Raw genomic sequence first — 22373 nt, forward strand, 5'->3', positions numbered from 1 at the left:
CTCCTCTTTCTCTTCTGTAATCTAGTCGTATTCTTTCTATATCTAGTGTACCATATTTATATTTCTATAATCTAATTAGAAACATCTTTCAAATAGCAAAACAAAAAAAGAAGAACCATTAGTACATCTTACTAACGCTTCTTCTTTCAATTCTATAAGTTTAAGTACGTAACAGCAATTGTTAATACAAAGAACAATACAGCTAAAACGATTGTAATACGGTTTAATACCGCTTCAATTCCACGTGCTTTTTGCTTACCAAATAATTGCTCTGCACCGCCTGAAATTGCACCTGAAAGGCCTGAGCTATTACTAGACTGCATAAGTACCATAACAATCATTAAAATCGATACAGTAATAAGTAAAACGGATAATAACGTATGCACTTGGCGTACCTCCTACAAAGATTCAGTTATTGTAACTGTAGCATAAATCCTATAGAAAAGCGAGAGCTATAGAGTCGCTCTCGCTTTTCTTCTATTACATAAACATCATTGCAAATAACGGTCCAAGTAAACATGTCAAAATTGCTGTTAATGTCATTGTTACCGATCCAATAACACCTTCATGTTCGTTATTTTTCATCGCTCTCATAACGCCCATAATATGAGAAGCACATCCAAATCCGATACCTTTACCAACTGAGTTTGTAACACGGCTCCATTTTAATAAGAGAGGTCCTGTAATCGTTCCAGTAATACCTGCGATAACAACGAAAGCTGCTGTTAAGGAAGGTACACCACCAACTTGTTCAGAAACGCTCATCGCAACTGGCATTGTCACCGATTTTGGTAAAGACGATAAGATTAAGCTTTTATCTGTTCCCATAAGTGAAGCAATGGCAAAATCACTAGCGATTGCAACTGTTGTACCTACTAATACCCCGCCGGCAATCGGTACAACATATTTTTGCAGAATATGACGTTGTTTATAAAGAGGAATTGCAAATGCTACAACACCGGGTCCAAGTAGCTTTGCAATCCAGCCACCACCACTTTCCATATAATGTTGATATGGTATATCAAGCACGATAAATAGGAAAGCCATTAATCCTGTTGCTACAAGCATTGGAATGGTGAATGGTGTTGGAAATAATTTATAGATTTTTTTAGATAATTGATATAATAGCACCGTAAAAAGAACCCAACCGATTCCGATTAATATTTGGCTCATCGCGACTCTCTTTCCTTCCTATTCGCAAGATATTGTCCTGTATGTCCTGCGACAATAATAATTAAAAATGTACTCGCTACAACTGTAATGAAAAGAGAAATTCCTTTACTCATAAAAAAAGCACCGTAATTCATTAAGCCAAGCGTTGGCGGAATTAATAAAAACGGCATAATAGCAACGAGTGTTTCTGCTCCTAAATCGAACCATTTCACTGGAAGAACTTTTAGGCTAAGTAAAACAAGTAAGAGGAACATCCCAATCAAACTTCCTGGAATTGGAATATTTAGCATTTCTTGCACCCAAGTTCCAACCATATAAAACACGTAAAGAGCAGCAATTTGGACAAGAATCTTTGTAAATTTCATGTTCATCATCCCTCATGTTTATACGATCTTCTGTTAATATCTTTATCATAGTATAAATTGTAAAAAGCTGCAATTTATCAACTTGACAGCAAAAACAGCCTATGTTATACGCTTACAACCTTGATATGACTGCATTTCCAAACAGAAATTACGTCAAAAACCTTGACCTAATATAAAAAGTTTTTATTTTCTGAATTTATAAGACTATTATTTCAATAAAATAATCTTTTTATCCTTAAGCTTACATATATATAAAGTGAAACTTTAATCCATGAGGATTCCCACATCCATACTGATTGTTAGCCTTCATCAAGCGGGTTTGTACGGGATAAACAAGATAGGTGGTGAACATATGCCCAAAAAAGTTCTCATTTTTTGTGATCCTGGGATTGATGATACGATGGCTCTGCTCTTAGCTTTCTTTATTGATGAAATAGAAATTATCGGTATTGTTGCTGATTACGGCAATGTCCCGAAAAAAATGGCCGTACAAAATGCTCATTTTTTTAATAACGAAACAAAGAATAGAAATATCAAGATATTCGGTGGTTCAGAACGTCCTCTTACTGGTGCCCCACCTGCATTTTTTACGGATGTACATGGGAAACAGGGGCTTGGGCCAATTATTCCAAAGGTGAATGTGACTAACGGAGAAATGGAGAATTTTTTTGAAGTTATTCCTCTTATTGAGCAGTATAAAGATGAATTAATCATTGTAAGTTTAGGAAGACTTACCTCCCTAGCAATTTTATTCATCGTATGTAAACAGTTAATGAAGCAAGTTAAATCTTACTACGTAATGGGCGGTGCCTTTTTACACCCTGGTAATGTTACCCCTATTTCCGAAGCAAACTTTTATGGCGATCCTACTGCTGCTAATATAGTCCTCCAATCTACAGCTAACATGTACATATACCCATTAAACGTCACCCAATATTCCGTCATTACACCCGAGATGGCGGAGTATATTGAAACAAAAGGAAAAGCCCCACTTGTCAAACCTTTATTCGATCATTATTACTACGGATATTATAAAGACGCCCTACCACATTTAAAGGGTAGCCCCTTCCATGACACAATGCCAATACTCGCTTTACTTGATAACTCTATGTTTACCTATCACAAATCACCTATCGTTGTCATGACAGAATCCTATGCGCAGGGGGCAAGCATTGGAGAATTTCGCTCTTTAGGAGAATCTAAGCCATTTATTGATTGGCCGAGTCATCAAATAGCAATTGATTTTGATTATAACCGCTTCTTCAAACATTTCATGTCACTTATGACTGGTGAACAATTTTAGCATAAAAAAACAGACCGTGATTTCTCACGGTCTGTCGTTATTTTCTACAATTATCGTTTGATGTTATAGAAAGATTTGATACCATCGTAAACAGCGATTTCGCCTAGTTCGTCTTCGATGCGTAATAATTGGTTGTACTTAGCAATACGGTCAGTACGGCTCATAGAACCAGTTTTGATTTGGCCAGCGTTAGTTGCAACTGCGATGTCAGCGATTGTAGCATCTTCAGTTTCACCAGAACGGTGAGATACAACTGCTGTGTAACCAGCACGTTTAGCCATTTCGATAGCTTCGAAAGTCTCAGTTAAAGTACCGATTTGGTTAACTTTAATTAAGATTGAGTTAGAGATACCTTTTTCGATACCTTCAGCAAGTTTTTGAGTGTTAGTTACGAATAAATCGTCACCAACTAATTGTACTTTATCACCGATACGCTCAGTTAATAATTTGTGACCATCCCAGTCGTTTTCGTCTAAACCATCTTCGATAGAGATGATTGGGAAGTCTTTGCAAAGCTCTTCGTAGAAATCAACCATTTCTGCAGAAGTTAAGCCAGTACGGCCTTCGCCTGCAAGGTCATATTTACCAGTTTCTTTGTTGTAGAACTCAGAAGAAGCAACGTCCATTCCTAAGAATACGTTCTCGCCAGCTTTGTAACCAGCTTTTTCGATAGCTTCGATGATTACTTCTAAAGCTTCACGGTTAGAACCAAGGTTTGGAGCGAATCCACCTTCGTCACCTACTGCAGTGTTAAGACCTTTGTCATGTAATACAGCTTTAAGTGCATGGAATACTTCAGCACCCATACGGATTGATTCTTTGAATGTTGGAGCACCAACTGGTAAGATCATGAACTCTTGGAAGTCAACGTTGTTATCAGCGTGAGAACCACCGTTGATGATGTTCATCATTGGAGTTGGTAATTGTTTTGCATTGAATCCACCAAGGTAACGGTATAATGGAAGACCTACGAAGTCAGCTGCTGCGTGAGCTACTGCCATAGATACACCAAGGATAGCGTTAGCGCCTAGTTTACCTTTGTTTGGAGTGCCATCTAATTCGATCATAGCACGGTCAATACCAGCTTGGTCAGTTACATCGAAACCAGCGATTTCTGGAGCGATAATTTCATTAACGTTGTTTACTGCGTTAACAACACCTTTACCAAGGTAACGAGATTTGTCACCGTCACGTAATTCTACTGCTTCGTGCTCACCAGTAGATGCACCACTTGGTACGATAGCGCGTCCGAAAGCACCGCTTTCTGTGTAAACTTCTACTTCTACAGTTGGGTTACCACGAGAGTCAAGGACTTCGCGAGCATAAACATCAATAATTGTTGACATAATAAATTCTCTCCTTTTTATATAAGCAAATTATTTAATAATTGTTTTACCTGTCATTTCTTTCGGTTGTTCCACATTTAAAAGTGTAAGCATTGTTGGAGCGATATCTCCTAAAATACCACCTTCACGAAGCTCTACATCATTTTTTGTAACGATGAAAGGAACCGGGTTAGTTGTATGAGCTGTCATCGGCTCGCCATCAGCAGTTAACTCCTGATCGGCATTACCATGGTCAGCAGTAATAAGTGCTACACCATCTTTTGCAAGAATCGCTTCTACAACTTTTCCTAAACATTCGTCAGTTGCTTCTACTGCTTTAATCGTTGGTTCCATCATCCCAGAATGGCCAACCATATCACAGTTTGCAAAGTTAAGAATGATAACATCATGTTTATCATTTTCGATTTCATTTACTAAAGCGTCCGTTACTTCGTAAATGCTCATTTCAGGTTTCAAGTCATACGTTGCAACCTTCGGTGAGTTAATTAAGATACGCTCTTCTCCTGGGAATTCAGCCTCACGACCACCGCTAAAGAAGAATGTAACGTGCGGATACTTTTCAGTTTCCGCGATGCGAAGTTGCTTTAATCCCGCTTGCGCAACAACTTCACCTAAAGTGTTATCAAGGTTCATTGGCTTGAATGCCACGTAACCATTTACAGTTTCACTGAAGTGTGTCATACATACGAATTCTGGAATGTGAGGTACTTTTTCACCACGATCGAACTCACGGAAGTCTTCGTTTGTAAATACACGAGCAATTTGAATTGCACGGTCTGGACGGAAGTTATAGAAGATAACTGCATCATCATCATTGATTGTTGCAACTGGCGTGTTATCTTCGTTAACAATTACAGACGGCAATACGAATTCATCATAGATACCGTTCGCATAAGAGTCTTCTACACACTCTTCTGCTGATTTATAAGTAGGGCCTTCACCATTCACCATAGCACTGTAACATTTTTCTACGCGATCCCAACGCTTGTCACGGTCCATGGAGTAATAACGACCAGAGATAGTCGCGAATTGTCCTACTCCTGTTTCTTTAATTACTTCATTTGTTGCATCGATATAACCTTTTGCTGTTTGTGGTCCAACATCGCGGCCGTCTAAGAACGCATGGATATAAACTTTCTCCACACCTTCTTTTGCTGCTAAGCGAAGAAGAGCAAACATATGGTTCATGTGACTATGCACACCACCATCAGAAAGTAAACCGAATAAATGAAGAGCAGTACCTTTTTCTTTTACGCTTTTAATTGCATTTTGGAATGTTTCGTTCTGATCGAACTCACCTTCACGAATTGCAACGTTTACGCGTGTTAAGCTTTGATATACTATGCGGCCAGCACCAATATTTAAGTGACCAACCTCAGAGTTACCCATTTGACCTTCTGGAAGACCTACTTCCTCACCACAAGCTGTAAGCGTTGTATGAGGGAATTTGTTCCAGTAACCATCAAAATTAGGTTTCTTAGCTTGCGCTACAGCATTCCCGTGAGTTTCTTCACGAAGTCCGAAACCGTCAAGGATGATTAAAGCTGTTGGCTTTCTCATTTTACCGCCCCCAGAAGACCTAAGAACGAAGCAGGCTCTAAGCTAGCACCGCCAACTAAAGCGCCGTCGATGTCAGATTGTGCCATATACTCTTTAATGTTTTCTGGTTTTACGCTACCGCCGTATTGAATACGAACAGCTTCTGCAGCTTCTGGAGAAACAGCTTCTGCAACAACTTTACGGATGTGCGCACATACTTCATTTGCATCTGCAGAAGAAGAAGATTTACCTGTACCGATAGCCCAGATAGGCTCATAAGCGATAACAGTTGCTTTAACTTGCTCTTCTGTTAAACCTGCAAGTGCTTTTGTCACTTGACCTGCTACTAGATCAAATGTTTTTCCGCTTTCGCGCTCTTCTAAAGTCTCACCACAACATACGATTGGTGTTAAACCATGTTCAAATGCTGCTAGAGTCTTTTTGTTTACTGATTCATCTGTTTCAGCAAACATTTCACGACGCTCAGAGTGGCCAAGTACTACGTAGCCTACTTTTAAGTCGCTAAGTGCTACTGGGCTAATTTCACCAGTGAATGCACCATTTTTTTCGAAGTGCATGTTTTGTGCACCTACTTGTAAATCAGTTCCTTCAGTTGCTGCTACAAGGCGCTCTAAGAATAGAGCTGGAGAGCAAACTACTGCATCAACAGCTGAAGCTGCTGGGATTTGACCTTTAACTTCCTCTACGAAGCTAACTGCTTCAGATAGAGTTTTATTCATTTTCCAGTTACCTGCGATAATTGGTTTACGCATGCTTTGCACCGTCCTTTTTCTTTGGCTGCTACTTATTTGTCGTTAAGACAAACTACACCTGGAAGCTCTTTACCTTCCATGAATTCTAATGACGCACCGCCGCCAGTAGAAATGTGGCTCATTTTATCAGCCATACCGAATTTTTCAACAGCTGCTGCAGAGTCACCACCGCCGATAACAGAGTATGTATCTTCTGCATCTGCTAATGCTTGTCCTACTGCTTTTGTACCTTCTGCGAATGGAGTCATTTCGAATACACCCATTGGTCCATTCCATACAACAAGCTTAGAGTTTTTAATTACATCTGCATAAATTTCACGTGTTTTAGGACCGATGTCTACGCCTTCCCAGTTAGAAGGGATAGAGTCGATACCAACGATTTGAGTTGTTGCAGTTTCAGAGAATTCCTCAGTGATTACAACATCAACTGGCATGTAGAAGTTTACGCCTTTTTCTTTTGCAAGTTGCATAAATTCTTTAGCTAGTTCAATCTTGTCGTCTTCACATAGAGATAGACCAATTTCATGACCTAAAGCTTTAACGAACGTGTAAGCAAGTCCGCCACCGATGATTAAGTTATCTACTTTGTCTAATAGATGACGAATTACACCGATTTTATCTTTTACTTTCGCACCACCAATAATAGCTGTAAATGGACGTTCTGGGTTAGAAAGTGCTTTACCTAATACATCTAACTCTTTTTCCATTAATAGACCAGATACTGCTGGTAGGTAGTCTGCGATACCTGCTGTAGAAGCGTGAGCACGGTGAGCTGCACCGAATGCATCGTTTACGAAGATGTCAGCAAGTGCTGCAAATTCTTTCGCAAGTTCTGCATCGTTCTTTTCTTCGCCCGCATAGAAACGTACGTTTTCAAGAACTAATACGTCGCCTTCGTTCATTGCTGCAACCATTTCTTGTGCAACTGGTCCGAATGCTTCGTCTGCTTTTTTAACATCTTTACCAAGAAGCTCGCCTAAACGTGCTGCTACTGGAGTAAGACGTAATTCTTCTACCGCTTGACCTTTTGGACGGCCTAAGTGGCTTGCTAAAATAACTTTCGCACCTTGCTCTACTAAATATTGAATTGTAGGAAGAGCTGCACGGATACGAGTTTCATCTGTAATTTTGCCTTCTTTCATAGGTACGTTGAAATCAACGCGGCAAAATACACGCTTACCTTTTAAATCTACGTCACGAATTGATTTTTTGTTCATTGGATTTCCCTCCGACTACTAGTTAGGATTGACAAAACCCATTCAAAAGCTTAACACATTTGCTTTTAAAACGAAAGAAGAGAGAGAGGGAACAAACCCTCTCCCTCGTTTTGTCATTGATTGCTTATATAATTAAGAATTAAAGACCTTTAGAAGTCATGTAAGCTGCTAAGTCTACTACGCGGTTAGAGTAACCAGTTTCGTTATCGTACCAAGAAAGTACTTTAACCATGTTACCTTCCATTACCATTGTAGATAATGCATCGATTGTAGAAGAAGCTGTACATCCGTTATAGTCGATAGATACTAATGGCTCTTCGCTGTATCCAAGGATACCTTTTAATTCGCCTTCAGCTGCTGCTTTGAATGCTGCGTTTACATCTTCAACTGTTACTTCTTTGTCAAGTTCAACAACTAAGTCAACAAGAGAAACGTTAGCAGTTGGAACACGTACAGCGCCACCGTTTAATTTACCTTTAAGTTCTGGTAATACTAATGCTACAGCTTTAGCTGCACCAGTAGATGTTGGGATCATGTTTTCAGCTGCTGCACGAGCACGACGTAAATCTTTGTGTGGTAAGTCTAAGATTTGTTGGTCGTTAGTGTAAGAGTGAATTGTTGTCATCATTCCGCGTTTTACGCCGAATTTTTCGTTTAATACTTTAGCGAATGGAGCTAGACAGTTTGTAGTACAAGAAGCGTTAGATACTACGTTGTGGTTAGCTGCATCGTATTGTTCGTGGTTAACACCCATAACTACAGTGATATCTTCGTCAGAAGCTGGAGCTGAGATGATAACTTTCTTAACTGATCCACCTAAGTGTTTTTCAGCGTCTGATTTTTTAGTGAAACGGCCAGTAGATTCTACTACTACTTCTACTCCGTAGTCGCTCCATGGTAATTGAGCTGGGTCACGCTCAGCGATAACTTTAATTTCTTTACCGTTAACAACGATGCTGTTTTCGTTAGCAGATACTTCTGCATTTAAAGTTCCGTGAACTGTGTCATATTTTAAAAGGTGAGCTAATGTTTTAGCATCTGTTAAGTCGTTGATTGCTACTACTTCTACCTCAGAGTTGTTAAGAGCTGCGCGGAATACGTTACGTCCGATACGTCCAAATCCATTAATACCAATTTTAGTCATTTGAATTTCCTCCTTGGGGGATTATATTAAAGGGTAAAACCCTTTGTTAACTGTTTTGCTGCACCTTCATCTGTAATTAGAATTGAAGTGTGCCCTTGTTTAATTACAGCCTGTATTGCTTTTGCCTTTGAAGAACCTCCAGCGACTGCAACAACGTGAGATACATTTTGTAAATCCTCAAGTTGCATACCAACTGTTCTTACTTTATGAACAACATTTCCTTCTTCATTAAAGTAGTAACCGAAAGCTTCGCCAACTGCTTCGCTTGCCTGAATCTTTAACCAATCTGCTTCTGAAGTACTTCTGCGACGTGCCATTGTTAACGCATCACCTATTCCATGAATGACGATATTGGAAGATCGAATCAACTCAAGAACTTCTTTCACGGAAGGCTCTGTCACAATAGACGCATATGCTTCGCTACTAACATGGTCTGGAACATACAATAAGCGATAATTACTCATCGTATTTTGCGCCATCTTGGCACAAATGGTATTGGCTTCTAATTCAACACCTTCTCCAATTCCACCACGTGCTGGGACAAATAGCATATGTAAATCTTTGCAATCAAGTTGCATCATGTCCGCAGCAGCAGCTAGCGTAGTTCCTCCAGCCACAGCAACGATATTATTCGCTGTCAGACGGTCTTTTATACAAGTCACACAAGCACGGCCCATCTCCAGTTTGACCCAAGGTGATTCATCACTATCACCAGGGACAACGAAAACTTCATCCAAGTCTAATGTTTCCTTAAGTTGTTTTTCTAAAACCTTTAACCCGGAAATTTCTTTCATAAAGTCTTCCAAAGCAAGAACTAAAGCTGTTCCTTCTTCTGTCAAAGTCATTCCAGAAGAAGCGACGTGAACTAAGTTTTGTTCTTTCAAAACTTGAACTTCACTTCGCAATACTCGTTCTGTCATACCGAGGCTTGCTGATAAGTTTCTTCTTCCAATCGGCTGCATGAGCCTAATGTATTGAAGAATTTGCATTCTCGTTTGCATAACAGGTAGCAGATCAGGTAATAATTTTTTTGTGTTCTGAATCCATGAGCGCATATCTTTTCTCCTCACTACATTGGTTCATTTTCCCTCGGTGGTCACCTTACGTCCCGTAGTGACATTTTGCGTCCCACGTGGGTTAAAAAAATAATCCCTGCTACGTGTATTATTGTAACAGGAGATAGAAACTTATTCAACTCTTAACTGCATTCTTTATATAGTTTATTATGACACCTTTGTGAATGTTACCATATTCTACTTGTTTTCCGTCTATTTCTACAACCGGAATCATTAAGTGATATTTTTCTAAAAGGTCATGATCTTCATATATATCTATTTCCTCAATTTGAAAAGAATATTCACATTGTACTTCCTGCAAAACTTGTTTCGCCTGCACGCAAAGACCACAATCCTTTTTTGTATACAGCACAACTTTCATCTTCTTCACCTATCCGATTGTTTTTCGCAATGACGAAGCTGGGATATGCATTTGTTCTCTATACTTCGCCACCGTTCTTCGAGAAATAACAATTTCATGCTCTTCTTCTAATAATTTTGAAATCTTTTGATCTGAGAGTGGCTTTTTCTTATTCTCTGCTTCCACAAGCGTTTGAATAAACTGTTTCACTCGCTTCGTTGAAACTGCCTCATCCTCTGTCGTCGAAACTGCATTACTAAAGAACGATTTCATCTCAAATAAACCGTGTGGCGTTTGCACATACTTATTTCTTGTTGCACGACTAATCGTAGACTCATGCACACTTAGCTCTTCCGCCACCTCTTTTAAAGCGAGCGGCTTTAAATACGCTGGACCTTCCCAAAAGAAATCACGTTGTTTTTCCATAATAATCGTCATCACTTGCAGAAGTGTTTGTTTTCTCTGTTTCAAACTGCGCATAATCCATTGCACATGCTGATACTTTTCTGAAACGTAAGACGCTACTTCACTTTCACTATTATTAAGAAGCGCACTGTACTCAGAGTGAATTTCAATTCTCGGCATATTTCTCTCATTCATCTGTAAAACGAGGCGATCGCCTTCTTTTTTCACTGCCATGTCAGGCACAATATACAGTGGTTTATCCGAAGAATACGCAAGGCCCGGTTTCGGCTGCAATGATGTAATACAGTTCACCGCCGATTGTAATTCTTCATTACTACACTTCAGCACATGAACGAGCTTTCGCCAATCCTTCTTCACGAAATAAGCAAAGTGCTCCTCTACAACATCTTCCGCTAATCCATTTCTTCTTTGTAAGCGCTTCAATTGTAAGGTTAAACATTCCTGAATATTACGCGCTCCTACCCCTGCTGGCTCAAGTGATTGGACAATCTCTACAGAGCGATCGACTACATGAATATGCGCAGAAAGGAGATCTGCTAATTCTTCATTCGTTTCTTGTAAATACCCATTTCCATCCATGTTCATAATAATGAAAGAAGCTATTTTTCGCTCTTCTTCTTCTATTTTATAATACTGTATTTGATTTAATAAATGTTGCTGAATCGTTGTAGAATCCACACTGTAGATTTCCATCTGATTCTCGACTTGTTTGCTGGTACTTTTACTGTTGTTAGAGCTCTTCTTCTTCTTCTCCCTCTCAAAACCACCTAACTCAATAAGGGGATTCTCTAACGATTGCTCATACAAAAACTCCGATAATTCTTGTACATTATACTGAAGCATTGTAATCGCTTGCCTTAACTCTTGTGTCATTGCCAAACGTAAGCTTTGTTCTTGTAAAAGACTTGCCTTCAAACTAATCTCCCCCTTGTTTCTATTGTACAATAAGTTTGGTAAAAGGAGAATCCTCACGCAGACGCCCATTCCAAAATATTATTAATTTATATGTATTAATGATATTTACAACTTACAACCGAAATTTGAATAATATTGAAAGAAAATAATAAAGTGAAACTTTAATCAACCCTCACCAATCGGGCTTTTACGGGTAGACGCCCCCCACCTAACTTCTTTGCTTCCGCTGAATTTTGAGGTGGGGGTCTTACTGCCCGTTAATGCGGGATAAACTCATGTTTTGTCACCACATACTAATAGTAACTCTTAATTTTATATATAACAACATTAAATTTATCTCTGTTCAATTCCAAAATAAAAAGAGCAGTTTAGGTATAGTGACACTTCACTATGCCTAACTACTCTTTTACGATTCTTAATTAAGGAAGAAACCTCTTATTTAAAGCTAAGGAACTTTGATTCCTAATTACATATGAATCATAGAGATAATCGTTCGATTCACTAGACGCTCCTTGAATTCCTCTCATCTCTTCCACAGACAACTCAACTATTTTTTTCACGCTTCTCTCGCCACTACTATCCATCATTTTTTGTTTTCTTTTCGAAAAAAATCCCATTATTTATTCCCCCCTACAATTAATTATTTTTTAACAATTGACTAAATTTAAGGCTCTTACCACTTCTTAATACACCTTTCGGATAGACCTTCGCTGCAAACATAGCAATTAAGCTGATGCTAGCCAATAATACAACCATAGATGTAATAATTTCTAAACTCCCAACAGATCCATTAATAATCCTAACTACCATACTAATTGGAGCTGTAAACGGAACATATGATGTCACCCTTGATACTAGCCCTTCAGGGTTATCAAGTACTACTAACAACTCGACCACTAAGCTTCCCATCAATATAAGAGTAATCGGCATCGTTGTTCCGGATAATTCTTCTGGCCTGCTTACCATAGAACCAAACACCGCGAAAAGTGCCGCATAAACGAAGTAACCGAGAACAAAATATAACAAGAAATATGCAGCATGCTCACCTGTAATCATATTTACATCAATATTCACTCCAAAAAACGAATCCGATACCTTGAAAATTCCAGATTTAATATATAACGCCATACTAAAGAAGAAAATAAATAACTGTGTCAAACTAGCAAGACCGACTCCTAAAATTTTCCCGAAAACCATATGGACAGGAGATACTTTTGTAACCATCACTTCCATAACACGGGAGGCTTTCTCTGATGCAACTGCTGTCGCTATAGCATTTCCATATGAAGTGATTGCTAAGTACATAATCGCTACTAATAAATATACTAGTAAAAATGAACTTGTTTCTTCGTTATTTAAGTTCTGCTTTGTCGCTTGCACGTTCATCGTCAGTGATTTCACAGCCTCTTCTGATAACTGTTGTTTAACTACCGCACTTTGAAAATACTGATTTTGTACAAATACCTGTGCACTTTGAATCAACTTAGGATTATCCAGCTTCATAAAGTAATCTAATACTGGTTCAGCACCCGCACCCTCTTTTAATATAAAGAGCGCTTCGACTTTCCTATCTAACAATTCTTGCTTATATTGATTTAATTTTGTTTTATCTCCTAAAGACCAATCCCATTCTGGAAGAGCTTTACTAAGACTAGATTGATCCACCGTAACATTAGGTGCTTCAGAAATAAATACAACCTTTGCTTTTTCTTTCTCTCCAGAAAACTTTTGTACTAAAGTTGGAAAAGAGAATAAGAATATCCCTCCTCCTATTAATAATAATGTCATCCCAATAAATATTTTCGTCCTCACACGGTCCCAGTAAGTTTGCCCTAAAACAATCCAGAAATTCCTCATTACTTATGCACCCGCCTTTTCAACAAAGATTTGATGTAAAGAAGGCTCTTTAATAGAAACATCTCGGATATATTGTTTAGTTTTAATATCTTCAAGCAGCGAAAATGCATCCTCTCCATCATTAACTTTAATCATGAACGTACGATTAACTTTTTCAAAATTGAAATTTTTCTTCTTAAGAATAGGTTCAATATCCCCTTCCGTTTGCAACGTCATATATTTGTACTGATAACTTTTCTTAATATCTGACAAAGCACCCGATAATACAAGTTGACCGTTTTTCATAATACAAATTTCCTCACAGAACGTTTCTACACTGTCCATTTGATGACTACAAAAGATAATCGTTTTTCTTTGCGCAATTAACTCGAGCACAACATTTTTTAACATCTCTGCATTTACAGGATCCAATCCACTAAATGGCTCATCTAGTATGATGAATTCCGGATTATGCAATATCGCTGAAATCAATTGAATCTTTTGTTGATTTCCCTTTGACAATTCCTCTGTTTTCTTCTTTAAATGTGGTGTCATTTCTAATTTTTCTAGCCATTGTAACGCATGTCTTTTTGCAAGATTAGCTGGCATTCCTTCTAACTTTCCGAAATACACCAATTGCTCCACTACATTCATTTTCGGGTATAATCCACGCTCTTCTGGTAAATAGCCAATAGATAGGTCTTTCTTTGAAAAAGGGCGATTATTCCATAGAATTTGGCCGCTATCCGGTTTGATTAAATCTAAGATCATACGAATCGTTGTCGTCTTACCAGCACCATTCCGGCCCAGCATCCCTAAAATTCCACCTTCTTCTACACGTATATTTAAATCATTAACGGCTTTATATTCACCAAATGTTTTATTTAATCCTTGAATTTCAAATGCCATATATAACATCCCCTTTTAGCTTTTTACGAAATAAATAACCGCCATTCCTAATGCAATCCCGCCTACCATCAACAAAAACTTTTTCATCACTATTGCCTCCTTCATTTACTTGTTAAGTTGTATCTTTATCATAGACTTCTTTCTGATGCTATTGTCCGCAATCCGTACTGTATTTACCGTAAAAAAGGCGAACCACTCTTATGTGGTTCACCGCAATTTCAACAGATGACATTGATTGTATGAAAACTTCTTAAATGTTATTATAAAAATATTCAGAAATTAAACGATATACCTACAAAGAGAGGTGTCTAAACCGTTGCAGATACAACGTAACTTCGTTTTCATTTTATGTGTAACTATCCTGTATTTTTGTTTACAAGGCTATATCTTATATAAAATAAACCAACCATATAGTGGAGTGCTTATTTCTAAAACAGACTCAGCTACATATACAATAGCAAAAATTAAATCCTCCGGTTGGGCTTTTCATACGGACTTAAAAGAAGGAGATATAATCTATTCGATAAATAAAGAAAAGCCTCATTTAGGAATACTTCCTGGATATCAAAACCAATCACTAAATGCATCTGAAATACAAATTAAAAAAGACGATATCACCCAAACTTATAAAGGAACACAACATTTTATTGATTCTCGTGACAAAATTATTTCTGTATACTTTCCATTCCTACTCGCTTTTATTTGTTTAGGGTTATCTATTTTTCTTTATACAAAGAAGCCTTTGAACCGGGAAACATTCTTTTTGATCACGTTTCTATTCATGACTTCCTCAAGTCTTCTAATCGCAGTTGAATCTGGTAAAGGTGATTTTATCGCTCTCATTATTTTAAGTATTGTATTTCAAGGTACACCTATGTCTCTCATTTTATTGTTGAATGAATTATTCAAGAAAAAACAACTATACGTTATTTCTATGAGATTTCTAAAAATCGATATTACAATCGGCATTATTTTACTATTACTCTCTAATTTAACGATGTTCATTCCATTTCCGATAGTTAATACCGATGGATTAGAACTAATTTACCTTTCAATAAATATTATCTTTTGTATATATTTTTTAATCCGTGCCTATATCAAATATCACAGTACAGTACATAAACCATTTTTAAAATTAATGCTCACGATTCATTCCATCGCCTTCTTTCCGTTCGTTACACTCTATGCTCTTCCAGATGCAATATTCAGAACACCGATTCTCTCAGCAGGTATTGGAGCTATGTTCCTAATCACTCTTCCAATCGGTTATTTTTATTTAGTAGCGACGAAGCAGATTTTTGATATAGAGTTTGTATTTGATCGTTTACGGTATTACGCATTTCTGTCACTAATTCCAACTCTATTAATTGCAATCATTACGAGCTGGAGCATTTATTACAAAGACAATTTTCTCTCTCGACTACTGCAAAGTTTTATTATTATTTTTCCGTTAAACATTCTATTTCTCATATTAAAAGAAAGATTAGATTTTACATTCCGTAATCACCTCTTTCGGACTAAAACAAACTTATACGTAAACATTGAACAGTTTACCGCACAGCTATCATCTATTATGAAAACAGAAGAGTTAGAGAAAAAATTCACTAATGAAATCATTTCGATGTTGAAACCTTCTTTTATTCTATTTGTTCAATATGATATGAAAGACAACACATATACACTCTGTAACGGATATGGACAAACGAAAGATTTCACACTTTCTAAAAAGAAAAAATGGAGTATGGCAGCATTACTAATTAATGATTTATTAGAGGATGATGGATGCATCGGCATTTACTTATACTCTACTAAACATATAAAACACTACATCTGGATTGGAAGAAAAGTGAATAATATTAAATATAATACGCATGAAAAATCATGGTTCATCACTGTCACGACATACGTCCGTCTTATTTACGAAAACTTGTATACCATTAATGAAATTATTCATTCTCTAGAGCAGGAGAGTTTAGAATCCAAAACAAATTCTGCAAGCTTATCACGCCTACTCTTTCAAATTTCTGAACAAGAAAGGCGCCGACTCGCTTCAGATTTACACGACTCTGCATTACAAGATCAAATCGTATGGTACCGTAAACTAGATTCTTTACTAAAAAACAAATCCGTTCCACTAGAATTTAAAAATGAACTAAAAAAAATTCACTTCGGTATGCACGATGTAATACAACAAATTCGCGATACATGTAATGAATTGCGTCCATCACTTTTATCAGACGCTGGTTTAATTGGTGCATTAAGAGAATTGCTAGCCCAAACACAATTACGTGTGCAATTTCAAATTCAATTTGATCATGAATCAATTCAAGAACATTATTACGATTTTGACAAAATTTTATCTTTATATCGTATCATTCAAGAACTACTAACAAACGCAGATAAACATTCCGAGGCAACTATCGTATCGATTTTTTTATGGGAAGAGAATAACTGTATTTCCCTAGACTACCGAGACAACGGCAAAGGTTTTAATATAGACACTCCCTACTCCCCTAAGCAGCATATGGGGCTTTCTGGTATAAAAGAAAGGCTTCAATCAATTGGTGGAGAAATACATATAGTATCCGCAGCTAAAAAAGGACTTCAAGTAAACATTACAGTTCCGAGGTGGTAAATAATGATTCGAGTATTAATCGTAGATGATCATCAAATTGTAGGTGAAGGAACCAAGAGCATGATTGAATTAGAAGAAGATATGCAAGCAGAATATATTTTAAATGAACAGGAAGCACTTATAAAAAGTGACGCTACACCTTTTGACGTATATCTCTTGGATATGAATATGCCCAATTGTAGTGGTATTGAACTCGCCCAGAAAATATTACATATTCAAACAGATGCAAAAATCATTTTATACACAGGTTTTGAATACATATCCCAATTTAATTTATTAATAAACTCTGGTATCAGCGGAATTATTAGTAAATCAGCATCTCAGCAAGAGCTTTTAATGGCAATTCGTGCAGCTGTAAACGGATATACTTTGCTTCCTATTTCTTTATTACGTCAACTACGTACAGACGATATAACAACTCAACAAATTGAAAATAAAACCGCTCTTCTTACACAAAAAGAATTAGAAATCTTAGAATCCGTCTCTAAAGGAAGTAGCAATAAACAAATTGCTGATGAACTGTACATGAGTTCAAGAGCTGTAGAATACAACCTAACAAAAATCTTCAAAAAATTAAAAGTAGGATCCAGGTCCGAAGCATTAACAGAAGCAATGAGACAAGGCATTTTGAAAGTACACGTATAAAATAAAACTCCTATCAGTTTATTTTGTTTAGCCCTCGAATAATGGAATAAATAAAAAAGTCCTAACCTACAAAACATAAGTTAGGACTTTTTGACGCGCCCAGAGGGATTCGAACTAATAGTAAAATACCCCTTTTATATCAAGGCTCCTTTAGATTTTCAGAAGTAATCGTGCAAAATTCATGCAAAATTATTTCAGCGTGCAAAATCTACACAAAACAAAAGAGCACAGCGTGTATGTAAAGTGCTACGAACACTCTATATACCGTCCACCTGATTAGGCCAGGTAAACACTTGCTATACTCTCATGAGCTATTTTACATCATGCAGGGTCTATTAAGCAACGTTTACCAAATTGGTGACGTTGCTTTTTTGTTTCCAAAAAGGAGACAAACCACTATGGAAAAGAAACAAGGAATTACAATTATTGCAGGTAATAAAACATATAAAAACCTAGCAACATTTAAAACAATTGATGAATTAAATAAAACTGTTCGTGCATACAAAGAAAAATTTGCGGATCAGTTAAATAAAACTCAGTTAGCTGTATTAAATAAATTACACAACTATTCTTCTAAGTTCTTTGGCGTATCATTCAGAACAAAAACACACATCGCTGAAGACCTCAATATTAGCCGTAGAACGGTTATTAGAGTATGCCTACACTTAGAGTCTTTAGGCATTATTAAACAACTAGAAATGAAGCGTAAAAGCGATATGAGACAAACAAGCAACGCCATTGTTATTCAACCAATCATTGTGGAAGAACAGGTTGTCACACAAGCTCATATTCAAAATGAAGAAAAATGTCACACCAATAAAACAACTACTAAAACCTTAAAACAAAATATAAAAGATATAAACAAACGTAATAGTAATGAGAATAGCAATATTTCAGAAGAAAACATTAAAGAAGCTAATTTCGTAGCACATTGGGTGCCAGAACGTTTTATTTCTTTAGTTAACTCTTTTTACAGTGAATCTAAAACAATTCAAGAACTGTGGAAGGTCGTAAGACAGTGTAATAAAATTGTTAACCATACAACAGGTGATACAGCATTTACTAAAGAACAAGAGTTAACTATTGGCTTAAAAGCTATTAAAGAATTTGTTATGAAAATTAAATCCGGAATAAAAATAAAAAAGGGTAAATTCGCTTATTTCAACGGGATTGTAAACAACTTAATGGACAAGTTCTACTTCGATAAAGAATTTATGGCCATATAAAAAAACACCTAGCTAAATTAACTAGGCGTTTCGATTTTCAAAATATCCATGAATTGAATTTTATGTATTGCATTCGGTCCATCACTCACTACAATTCTATTCAGTTGTTGTTCAAGTTTGATTATTTTACCTCGGATAACATCTGGTTCTTTATATTTTCGATACACAGTAAATACTAATTCTGTATCATCTTGTACTGCCAATTGAATTAATTCAGCAGCCTCTTGTTGTTCGAATTCATCCATGTATGGTCTAGGTTCTTTTTTAGTAGCCTTTTTCTTTGGTGGTTTTGGAATTGCTGTTGACATATGACCTCACCTCATTATTTATTTTTAAGCATATTGGTATGTATTTCTTACTTTATCAACTGATAGTATATTAGCCAATTTCAGCATTCTAACTTGTTGTTTTTGCATGCAATACACTAATACACGATCTTCATATATCTTCCTAACAATTACAGTTCTTTGAGAGAAATCTCCAGAACTCTTTAAATAAATTAATTCGATTGGTATTTTTTGATTGAACGAACACTTAAGTAAGTGATTCATAAGATGACCTCCACAAGAACATTTGTTTGCATAAATTATAGAACAACTGTTCTGTTTCGTCAATATATTACAAACTAACATTTACAGTTGTTGTATGAAATTGGTATGATTTAGGTATAAATCTATGGAGGGAAACTATATGAAAAAACCGTTTTATAAAAAATGGTGGGTTTGGATTATTGCTGCACTAATAATAATTTTTGTTGCTGCTGGTGTTAGTGGCAATAAAAAAGATAGCACTAAACCTGCGATTGCAGAAAATAAAGAAACTAAATTAACAGTAGATGAATACAAACAAAGAGTAGAAAAAGCATTGAAAGAAATGGGAGAAAAAACAAAGTTGAAAATTAATTCAACTGAAGTATTAGAAGATGGCAGAACCTCAATCGGTTTATCAAATAATATTTTTATCTTCTTAGACACCGATAAGGATAAACATATTAAAAAGGCTTCGCTAGCTATGACACCAAATGCTTTCTTTACTGAGCAAAAAGATTTCAAATTCGCCTTCTTATTATTAATAGGAACAATAGATGATTCATTGAGTTTTGGAGAACGTAATTTAGTTAAACAAGAACTTGGTCTTAGTGACGAAACAGTATTTAGTAAAGATCATACAAAGGTTTATCAAAAGAATAAAATAAGGTATACATATAAAGGTAGTATAAAAGAAAACTTTATTCTACAAGCGGAATTGCGAAAGTAGGTGTTTAAAATAAAAAGAGATTCTAACGTTATGAAAGTTGTTAGCTCTATATTCAGGGGATTTCGTTTAATTAGCAGAATTATAAATCCAATATTAAAGGCATTATCTAAAAGTAAATTTTAATTACATAGAAATGACTCATTTAGCATATATTATTTATGCATCTAGAGAATCACCACATTTTTGACGCCTTCTTACCGGAGAAGGTGTTTTTTTGTTTTCACAGCATGTTAGGCACTTTAGAAGCATATAATAAACTGCTCCTGGCATGATGCCATTTTATATACAGAAAAACACTCCCGTTCACAACAGCAGGAGTGTTTTTCTCATATTTCAGTCTGTTACTACATAAAATAAAATCGCACGTGTTCCTCTTGTATAGTAAGCATCCCATGTAGCCAGAGTACTCCTCAAGAGCACTCTGGTTTTTATTATTCATTTTAATAAAACTATTCTTTTGTACAGTAATATGTTTTATTTTTCAAACTTCACATATTCACCAGAAACCCATTGGTCTCCACCAACATTATACCAACCGTCTCTATATCCCCACGACTGATACTGTTCTCCTTGGTACACATTTTTTACAATGCCGTATTTAGTTCCTGGACCTCTACGAACACGCAATACATCTGCTGTAATAGTAACTACTCCTACACCATTATTGACTAATTGCGAACTTGTTGGTGTACTTTCTCCAGTATAACGAATGTATGATGAATCATTATAAATCCACTGATCCCCACCAAGGTTTAACCATCCATTTGATTGTCCCCATACTTCGTAGGACTCACCTTTACCTAATTGACGAATAACCCCGTATCCAGTACCTGGACCTTTACGAAGGTTAATGCCATTCCCCTCAATATATGCAATACCCGTCCCGTTAGTTGACGGTGGAATAAGCGTAGGAGTTATTTTACCATCTCCATTGTATGCATTTTGGACTCTTTCAATAAAGTTATTCCAACGTCCTTCTGCCAACATACGATGAGGACAGTACTTCCCACTCCATGATTGATGTGTACGAACTTTATGAATTGGAATATCATACTGTTTCATTAATTGCGCTACAACAATAGTTGCATTGTCTTCCGCTTTATAATATCTAGCTCCACCACTTAAAGAATAACAGATTTCTACACTAATAGATTCTCGATTACCTGAACCGTTTCCATCACCACAAGCCCATGCATTACGCTCTAAAGGCAGACCTTGTACAGCTTCTTTATCATCTACCGCAACGTGAAATGAAACCTGGTTATCATTACGAATCATATAGGCTACTTCATTTTCTGCTGTAGCATCGTTGTAAGTATTGTGGACTGTAATGAATTCCGGATTCATTGTGTAAGGACACTTTATACCATATTTACTTGGGTCAACTAATTTTTTTCTAATTTCCATTATTGAACATCTCCCTTTTTCTCTTCTTGTTTTTGTTTACCACCTAAAATTTCGACTGCATTTGTTAAAGCTGAAGGCAAAGGTATTCCCATACGCCCTGCATTTTCTAAAAGTGAAAGCAACTCATTTCCGATAAAGAAAAAGATTGTTGCTTCACGAAGAGCACTATTTGAACCCACAATTGCATCTGCTTGAGTAGCTGCTGCAACTAAAAGAAAAAGCACCACCTTTTTGGCGATGCCTTTGAAACCAACTTTACTTTTTAACTCTCCGTTATATCCTGCTGCAATTACTCCCGTTATATAGTCGATTGCTGCCATGATTACTAGAACTTTCAATGTTGTATCCCACCCTCCTAAAAAGTAACCACAGAAGCCACCGAAAGTGGCAATAAAAGCTTTTAACAATACATCAATACGATCCATCTTTTCATCTCCTTTTTTAGCAATAAAAAAAAGACCAGCTATTGCTGCTCCTGCTCTGTTTGTGTGTTATTTTCATTAGTTGGTGTTGGCGGTTCTTGAGATGGATAATTCCCTGTAAGTGATGTATAACACTCTAAACAAATGTTCTTTTTCGCAAATCCCATATCTAGTGGGTATAAACGCGCTCCGCGTTTACATATTTCACACAGCGTAGCAATTCGAAACTTTACCGTCCCATCCATCTCTCTCCATACTTCAACCCTGCTAATACCTTGTAGAATACCTGCATTATTTAACATATCAGCAGGTATTTGAACAAAAACCCCTGTCTCTGTGCGCTCTGCATCCACCAACCTCCCCATAAAAGGAAAGCTTTCACCTGCTTGAAGTGGCATCATTTGATTCTCATTCATTCT

General features: G+C 36.7%; 24 protein-coding genes. 5 read left to right on the forward strand and 19 right to left on the reverse strand.

Annotation, left to right across the window (positions count from 1 at the left end; genetic code table 11):
* Positions 1-152: 152 nt before the first annotated feature.
* The 3 genes from secG to JFU02_RS17005 all read right to left on the reverse strand — a co-directional run bounded on the left by secG (position 153) and on the right by JFU02_RS17005 (position 1538).
* Positions 153-386 (reverse strand): preprotein translocase subunit SecG, encoded by a 234-nt coding sequence (secG, locus tag JFU02_RS16995; protein WP_000557266.1) that lies wholly within the window; start codon positions 384-386, stop codon positions 153-155.
* 94 nt (positions 387-480) lie between these two features.
* Positions 481-1173 (reverse strand): LrgB family protein, encoded by a 693-nt coding sequence (locus JFU02_RS17000; RefSeq protein ID WP_000078303.1) that lies wholly within the window; start codon positions 1171-1173, stop codon positions 481-483.
* Entirely contained in the window at positions 1170-1538 is a 369-nt protein-coding gene (locus JFU02_RS17005; protein WP_000673222.1) for a CidA/LrgA family holin-like protein, read from the reverse strand. The genes JFU02_RS17000 and JFU02_RS17005 overlap by 4 nt, the downstream gene beginning before the upstream one ends.
* A gap of 352 nt (positions 1539-1890) precedes the next feature.
* Between JFU02_RS17005 and JFU02_RS17010 the strand changes: the two genes are divergently transcribed.
* Entirely contained in the window at positions 1891-2841 is a 951-nt protein-coding gene (locus JFU02_RS17010; RefSeq protein WP_001125040.1) for a nucleoside hydrolase, read from the forward strand.
* A gap of 50 nt (positions 2842-2891) precedes the next feature.
* Here JFU02_RS17010 and eno read toward each other — a convergent pair whose 3' ends face one another.
* The 11 genes from eno to JFU02_RS17065 all read right to left on the reverse strand — a co-directional run bounded on the left by eno (position 2892) and on the right by JFU02_RS17065 (position 14362).
* Positions 2892-4187: a phosphopyruvate hydratase gene (gene eno / locus JFU02_RS17015; RefSeq protein ID WP_000103951.1), complete on the reverse strand. Its 1296-nt coding sequence runs from the start codon at positions 4185-4187 to the stop codon at positions 2892-2894.
* Positions 4188-4217: 30 nt separating this feature from the next.
* Entirely contained in the window at positions 4218-5747 is a 1530-nt protein-coding gene (gene gpmI / locus JFU02_RS17020) for a 2,3-bisphosphoglycerate-independent phosphoglycerate mutase (protein WP_061666152.1), read from the reverse strand.
* Positions 5744-6499: a triose-phosphate isomerase gene (gene tpiA, locus JFU02_RS17025; RefSeq protein WP_001231042.1), complete on the reverse strand. Its 756-nt coding sequence runs from the start codon at positions 6497-6499 to the stop codon at positions 5744-5746. Before tpiA ends, gpmI begins: the two co-directional genes overlap by 4 nt.
* Positions 6500-6531: 32 nt before the next feature.
* Positions 6532-7716 (reverse strand): phosphoglycerate kinase, encoded by a 1185-nt coding sequence (locus JFU02_RS17030; RefSeq protein WP_001036332.1) that lies wholly within the window; start codon positions 7714-7716, stop codon positions 6532-6534.
* A gap of 139 nt (positions 7717-7855) precedes the next feature.
* Positions 7856-8860, reverse strand: a complete 1005-nt coding sequence (gene gap, locus JFU02_RS17035; protein ID WP_000161234.1) for a type I glyceraldehyde-3-phosphate dehydrogenase — start codon at positions 8858-8860, stop codon at positions 7856-7858.
* Positions 8861-8886: 26 nt separating this feature from the next.
* Positions 8887-9915, reverse strand: a complete 1029-nt coding sequence (gene cggR / locus JFU02_RS17040; RefSeq protein WP_001258185.1) for a gapA transcriptional regulator CggR — start codon at positions 9913-9915, stop codon at positions 8887-8889.
* A 136-nt stretch (positions 9916-10051) separates the two neighbouring features.
* Positions 10052-10297 (reverse strand): glutaredoxin family protein, encoded by a 246-nt coding sequence (locus JFU02_RS17045; RefSeq protein WP_000869733.1) that lies wholly within the window; start codon positions 10295-10297, stop codon positions 10052-10054.
* A 9-nt stretch (positions 10298-10306) separates the two neighbouring features.
* Positions 10307-11617 (reverse strand): RNA polymerase factor sigma-54, encoded by a 1311-nt coding sequence (gene rpoN, locus JFU02_RS17050; protein ID WP_000647941.1) that lies wholly within the window; start codon positions 11615-11617, stop codon positions 10307-10309.
* Positions 11618-12036: 419 nt separating this feature from the next.
* Positions 12037-12234: a hypothetical protein gene (locus tag JFU02_RS17055; protein ID WP_000505576.1), complete on the reverse strand. Its 198-nt coding sequence runs from the start codon at positions 12232-12234 to the stop codon at positions 12037-12039.
* Between the two features lie 19 nt (positions 12235-12253).
* A complete protein-coding gene (locus JFU02_RS17060) occupies positions 12254-13474 on the reverse strand; it encodes an ABC transporter permease (protein ID WP_061666154.1) in 1221 nt (406 codons plus the stop codon).
* A gap of 3 nt (positions 13475-13477) precedes the next feature.
* On the reverse strand, positions 13478-14362 hold the full coding sequence (locus JFU02_RS17065) for an ABC transporter ATP-binding protein (RefSeq protein WP_000863493.1): 885 nt from the start codon (positions 14360-14362) through the stop codon (positions 13478-13480).
* A gap of 316 nt (positions 14363-14678) precedes the next feature.
* On the opposite strand from JFU02_RS17065, the gene JFU02_RS17070 reads away from it, so the two are divergent.
* The 3 genes from JFU02_RS17070 to JFU02_RS17080 all read left to right on the forward strand — a co-directional run bounded on the left by JFU02_RS17070 (position 14679) and on the right by JFU02_RS17080 (position 18868).
* Positions 14679-16997 carry a sensor histidine kinase gene (locus JFU02_RS17070; RefSeq protein ID WP_201071306.1) on the forward strand — a complete coding sequence of 773 codons (2319 nt, stop codon included), beginning with the start codon at positions 14679-14681 and terminating at the stop codon, positions 16995-16997.
* 3 nt (positions 16998-17000) lie between these two features.
* Positions 17001-17642 (forward strand): response regulator, encoded by a 642-nt coding sequence (locus tag JFU02_RS17075; protein ID WP_000621764.1) that lies wholly within the window; start codon positions 17001-17003, stop codon positions 17640-17642.
* A 398-nt stretch (positions 17643-18040) separates the two neighbouring features.
* Entirely contained in the window at positions 18041-18868 is an 828-nt protein-coding gene (locus JFU02_RS17080; protein WP_042596557.1) for a helix-turn-helix domain-containing protein, read from the forward strand.
* Positions 18869-18885: 17 nt separating this feature from the next.
* On the opposite strand, the gene JFU02_RS17085 is transcribed toward JFU02_RS17080, so the two are convergent.
* The gene (locus JFU02_RS17085) at positions 18886-19176 is read right to left on the reverse strand and encodes a YolD-like family protein (protein WP_042596559.1); all 291 of its coding nucleotides are present in this window, start codon (positions 19174-19176) and stop codon (positions 18886-18888) included.
* A gap of 24 nt (positions 19177-19200) precedes the next feature.
* Entirely contained in the window at positions 19201-19419 is a 219-nt protein-coding gene (locus JFU02_RS17090; RefSeq protein ID WP_001016120.1) for a hypothetical protein, read from the reverse strand.
* Positions 19420-19558: 139 nt separating this feature from the next.
* On the opposite strand from JFU02_RS17090, the gene JFU02_RS17095 reads away from it, so the two are divergent.
* Complete coding sequence (locus JFU02_RS17095) at positions 19559-20125, forward strand: SurA N-terminal domain-containing protein (protein ID WP_042596560.1); 567 nt, start codon at positions 19559-19561, stop codon at positions 20123-20125.
* Positions 20126-20599: 474 nt separating this feature from the next.
* Here JFU02_RS17095 and JFU02_RS17100 read toward each other — a convergent pair whose 3' ends face one another.
* Genes JFU02_RS17100 through JFU02_RS17110 form a run of 3 tightly spaced genes read right to left on the reverse strand, consistent with a single transcriptional unit; the run spans position 20600 to position 22370 of the window.
* On the reverse strand, positions 20600-21532 hold the full coding sequence (locus JFU02_RS17100) for an N-acetylmuramoyl-L-alanine amidase (protein WP_042596562.1): 933 nt from the start codon (positions 21530-21532) through the stop codon (positions 20600-20602).
* Positions 21532-21957 carry a phage holin family protein gene (locus tag JFU02_RS17105; protein ID WP_042596564.1) on the reverse strand — a complete coding sequence of 142 codons (426 nt, stop codon included), beginning with the start codon at positions 21955-21957 and terminating at the stop codon, positions 21532-21534. Before JFU02_RS17105 ends, JFU02_RS17100 begins: the two co-directional genes overlap by 1 nt.
* A 38-nt stretch (positions 21958-21995) precedes the next feature.
* Entirely contained in the window at positions 21996-22370 is a 375-nt protein-coding gene (locus JFU02_RS17110) for a hypothetical protein (protein ID WP_201071308.1), read from the reverse strand.
* Between the last annotated feature and the right edge of the window lie 3 nt (positions 22371-22373).

The sequence above is a fragment of the Bacillus sp. TH13 genome, from assembly GCF_016651175.1.
Taxonomy (GTDB): Bacteria; Bacillota; Bacilli; order Bacillales; family Bacillaceae_G; genus Bacillus_A; species Bacillus_A thuringiensis_S.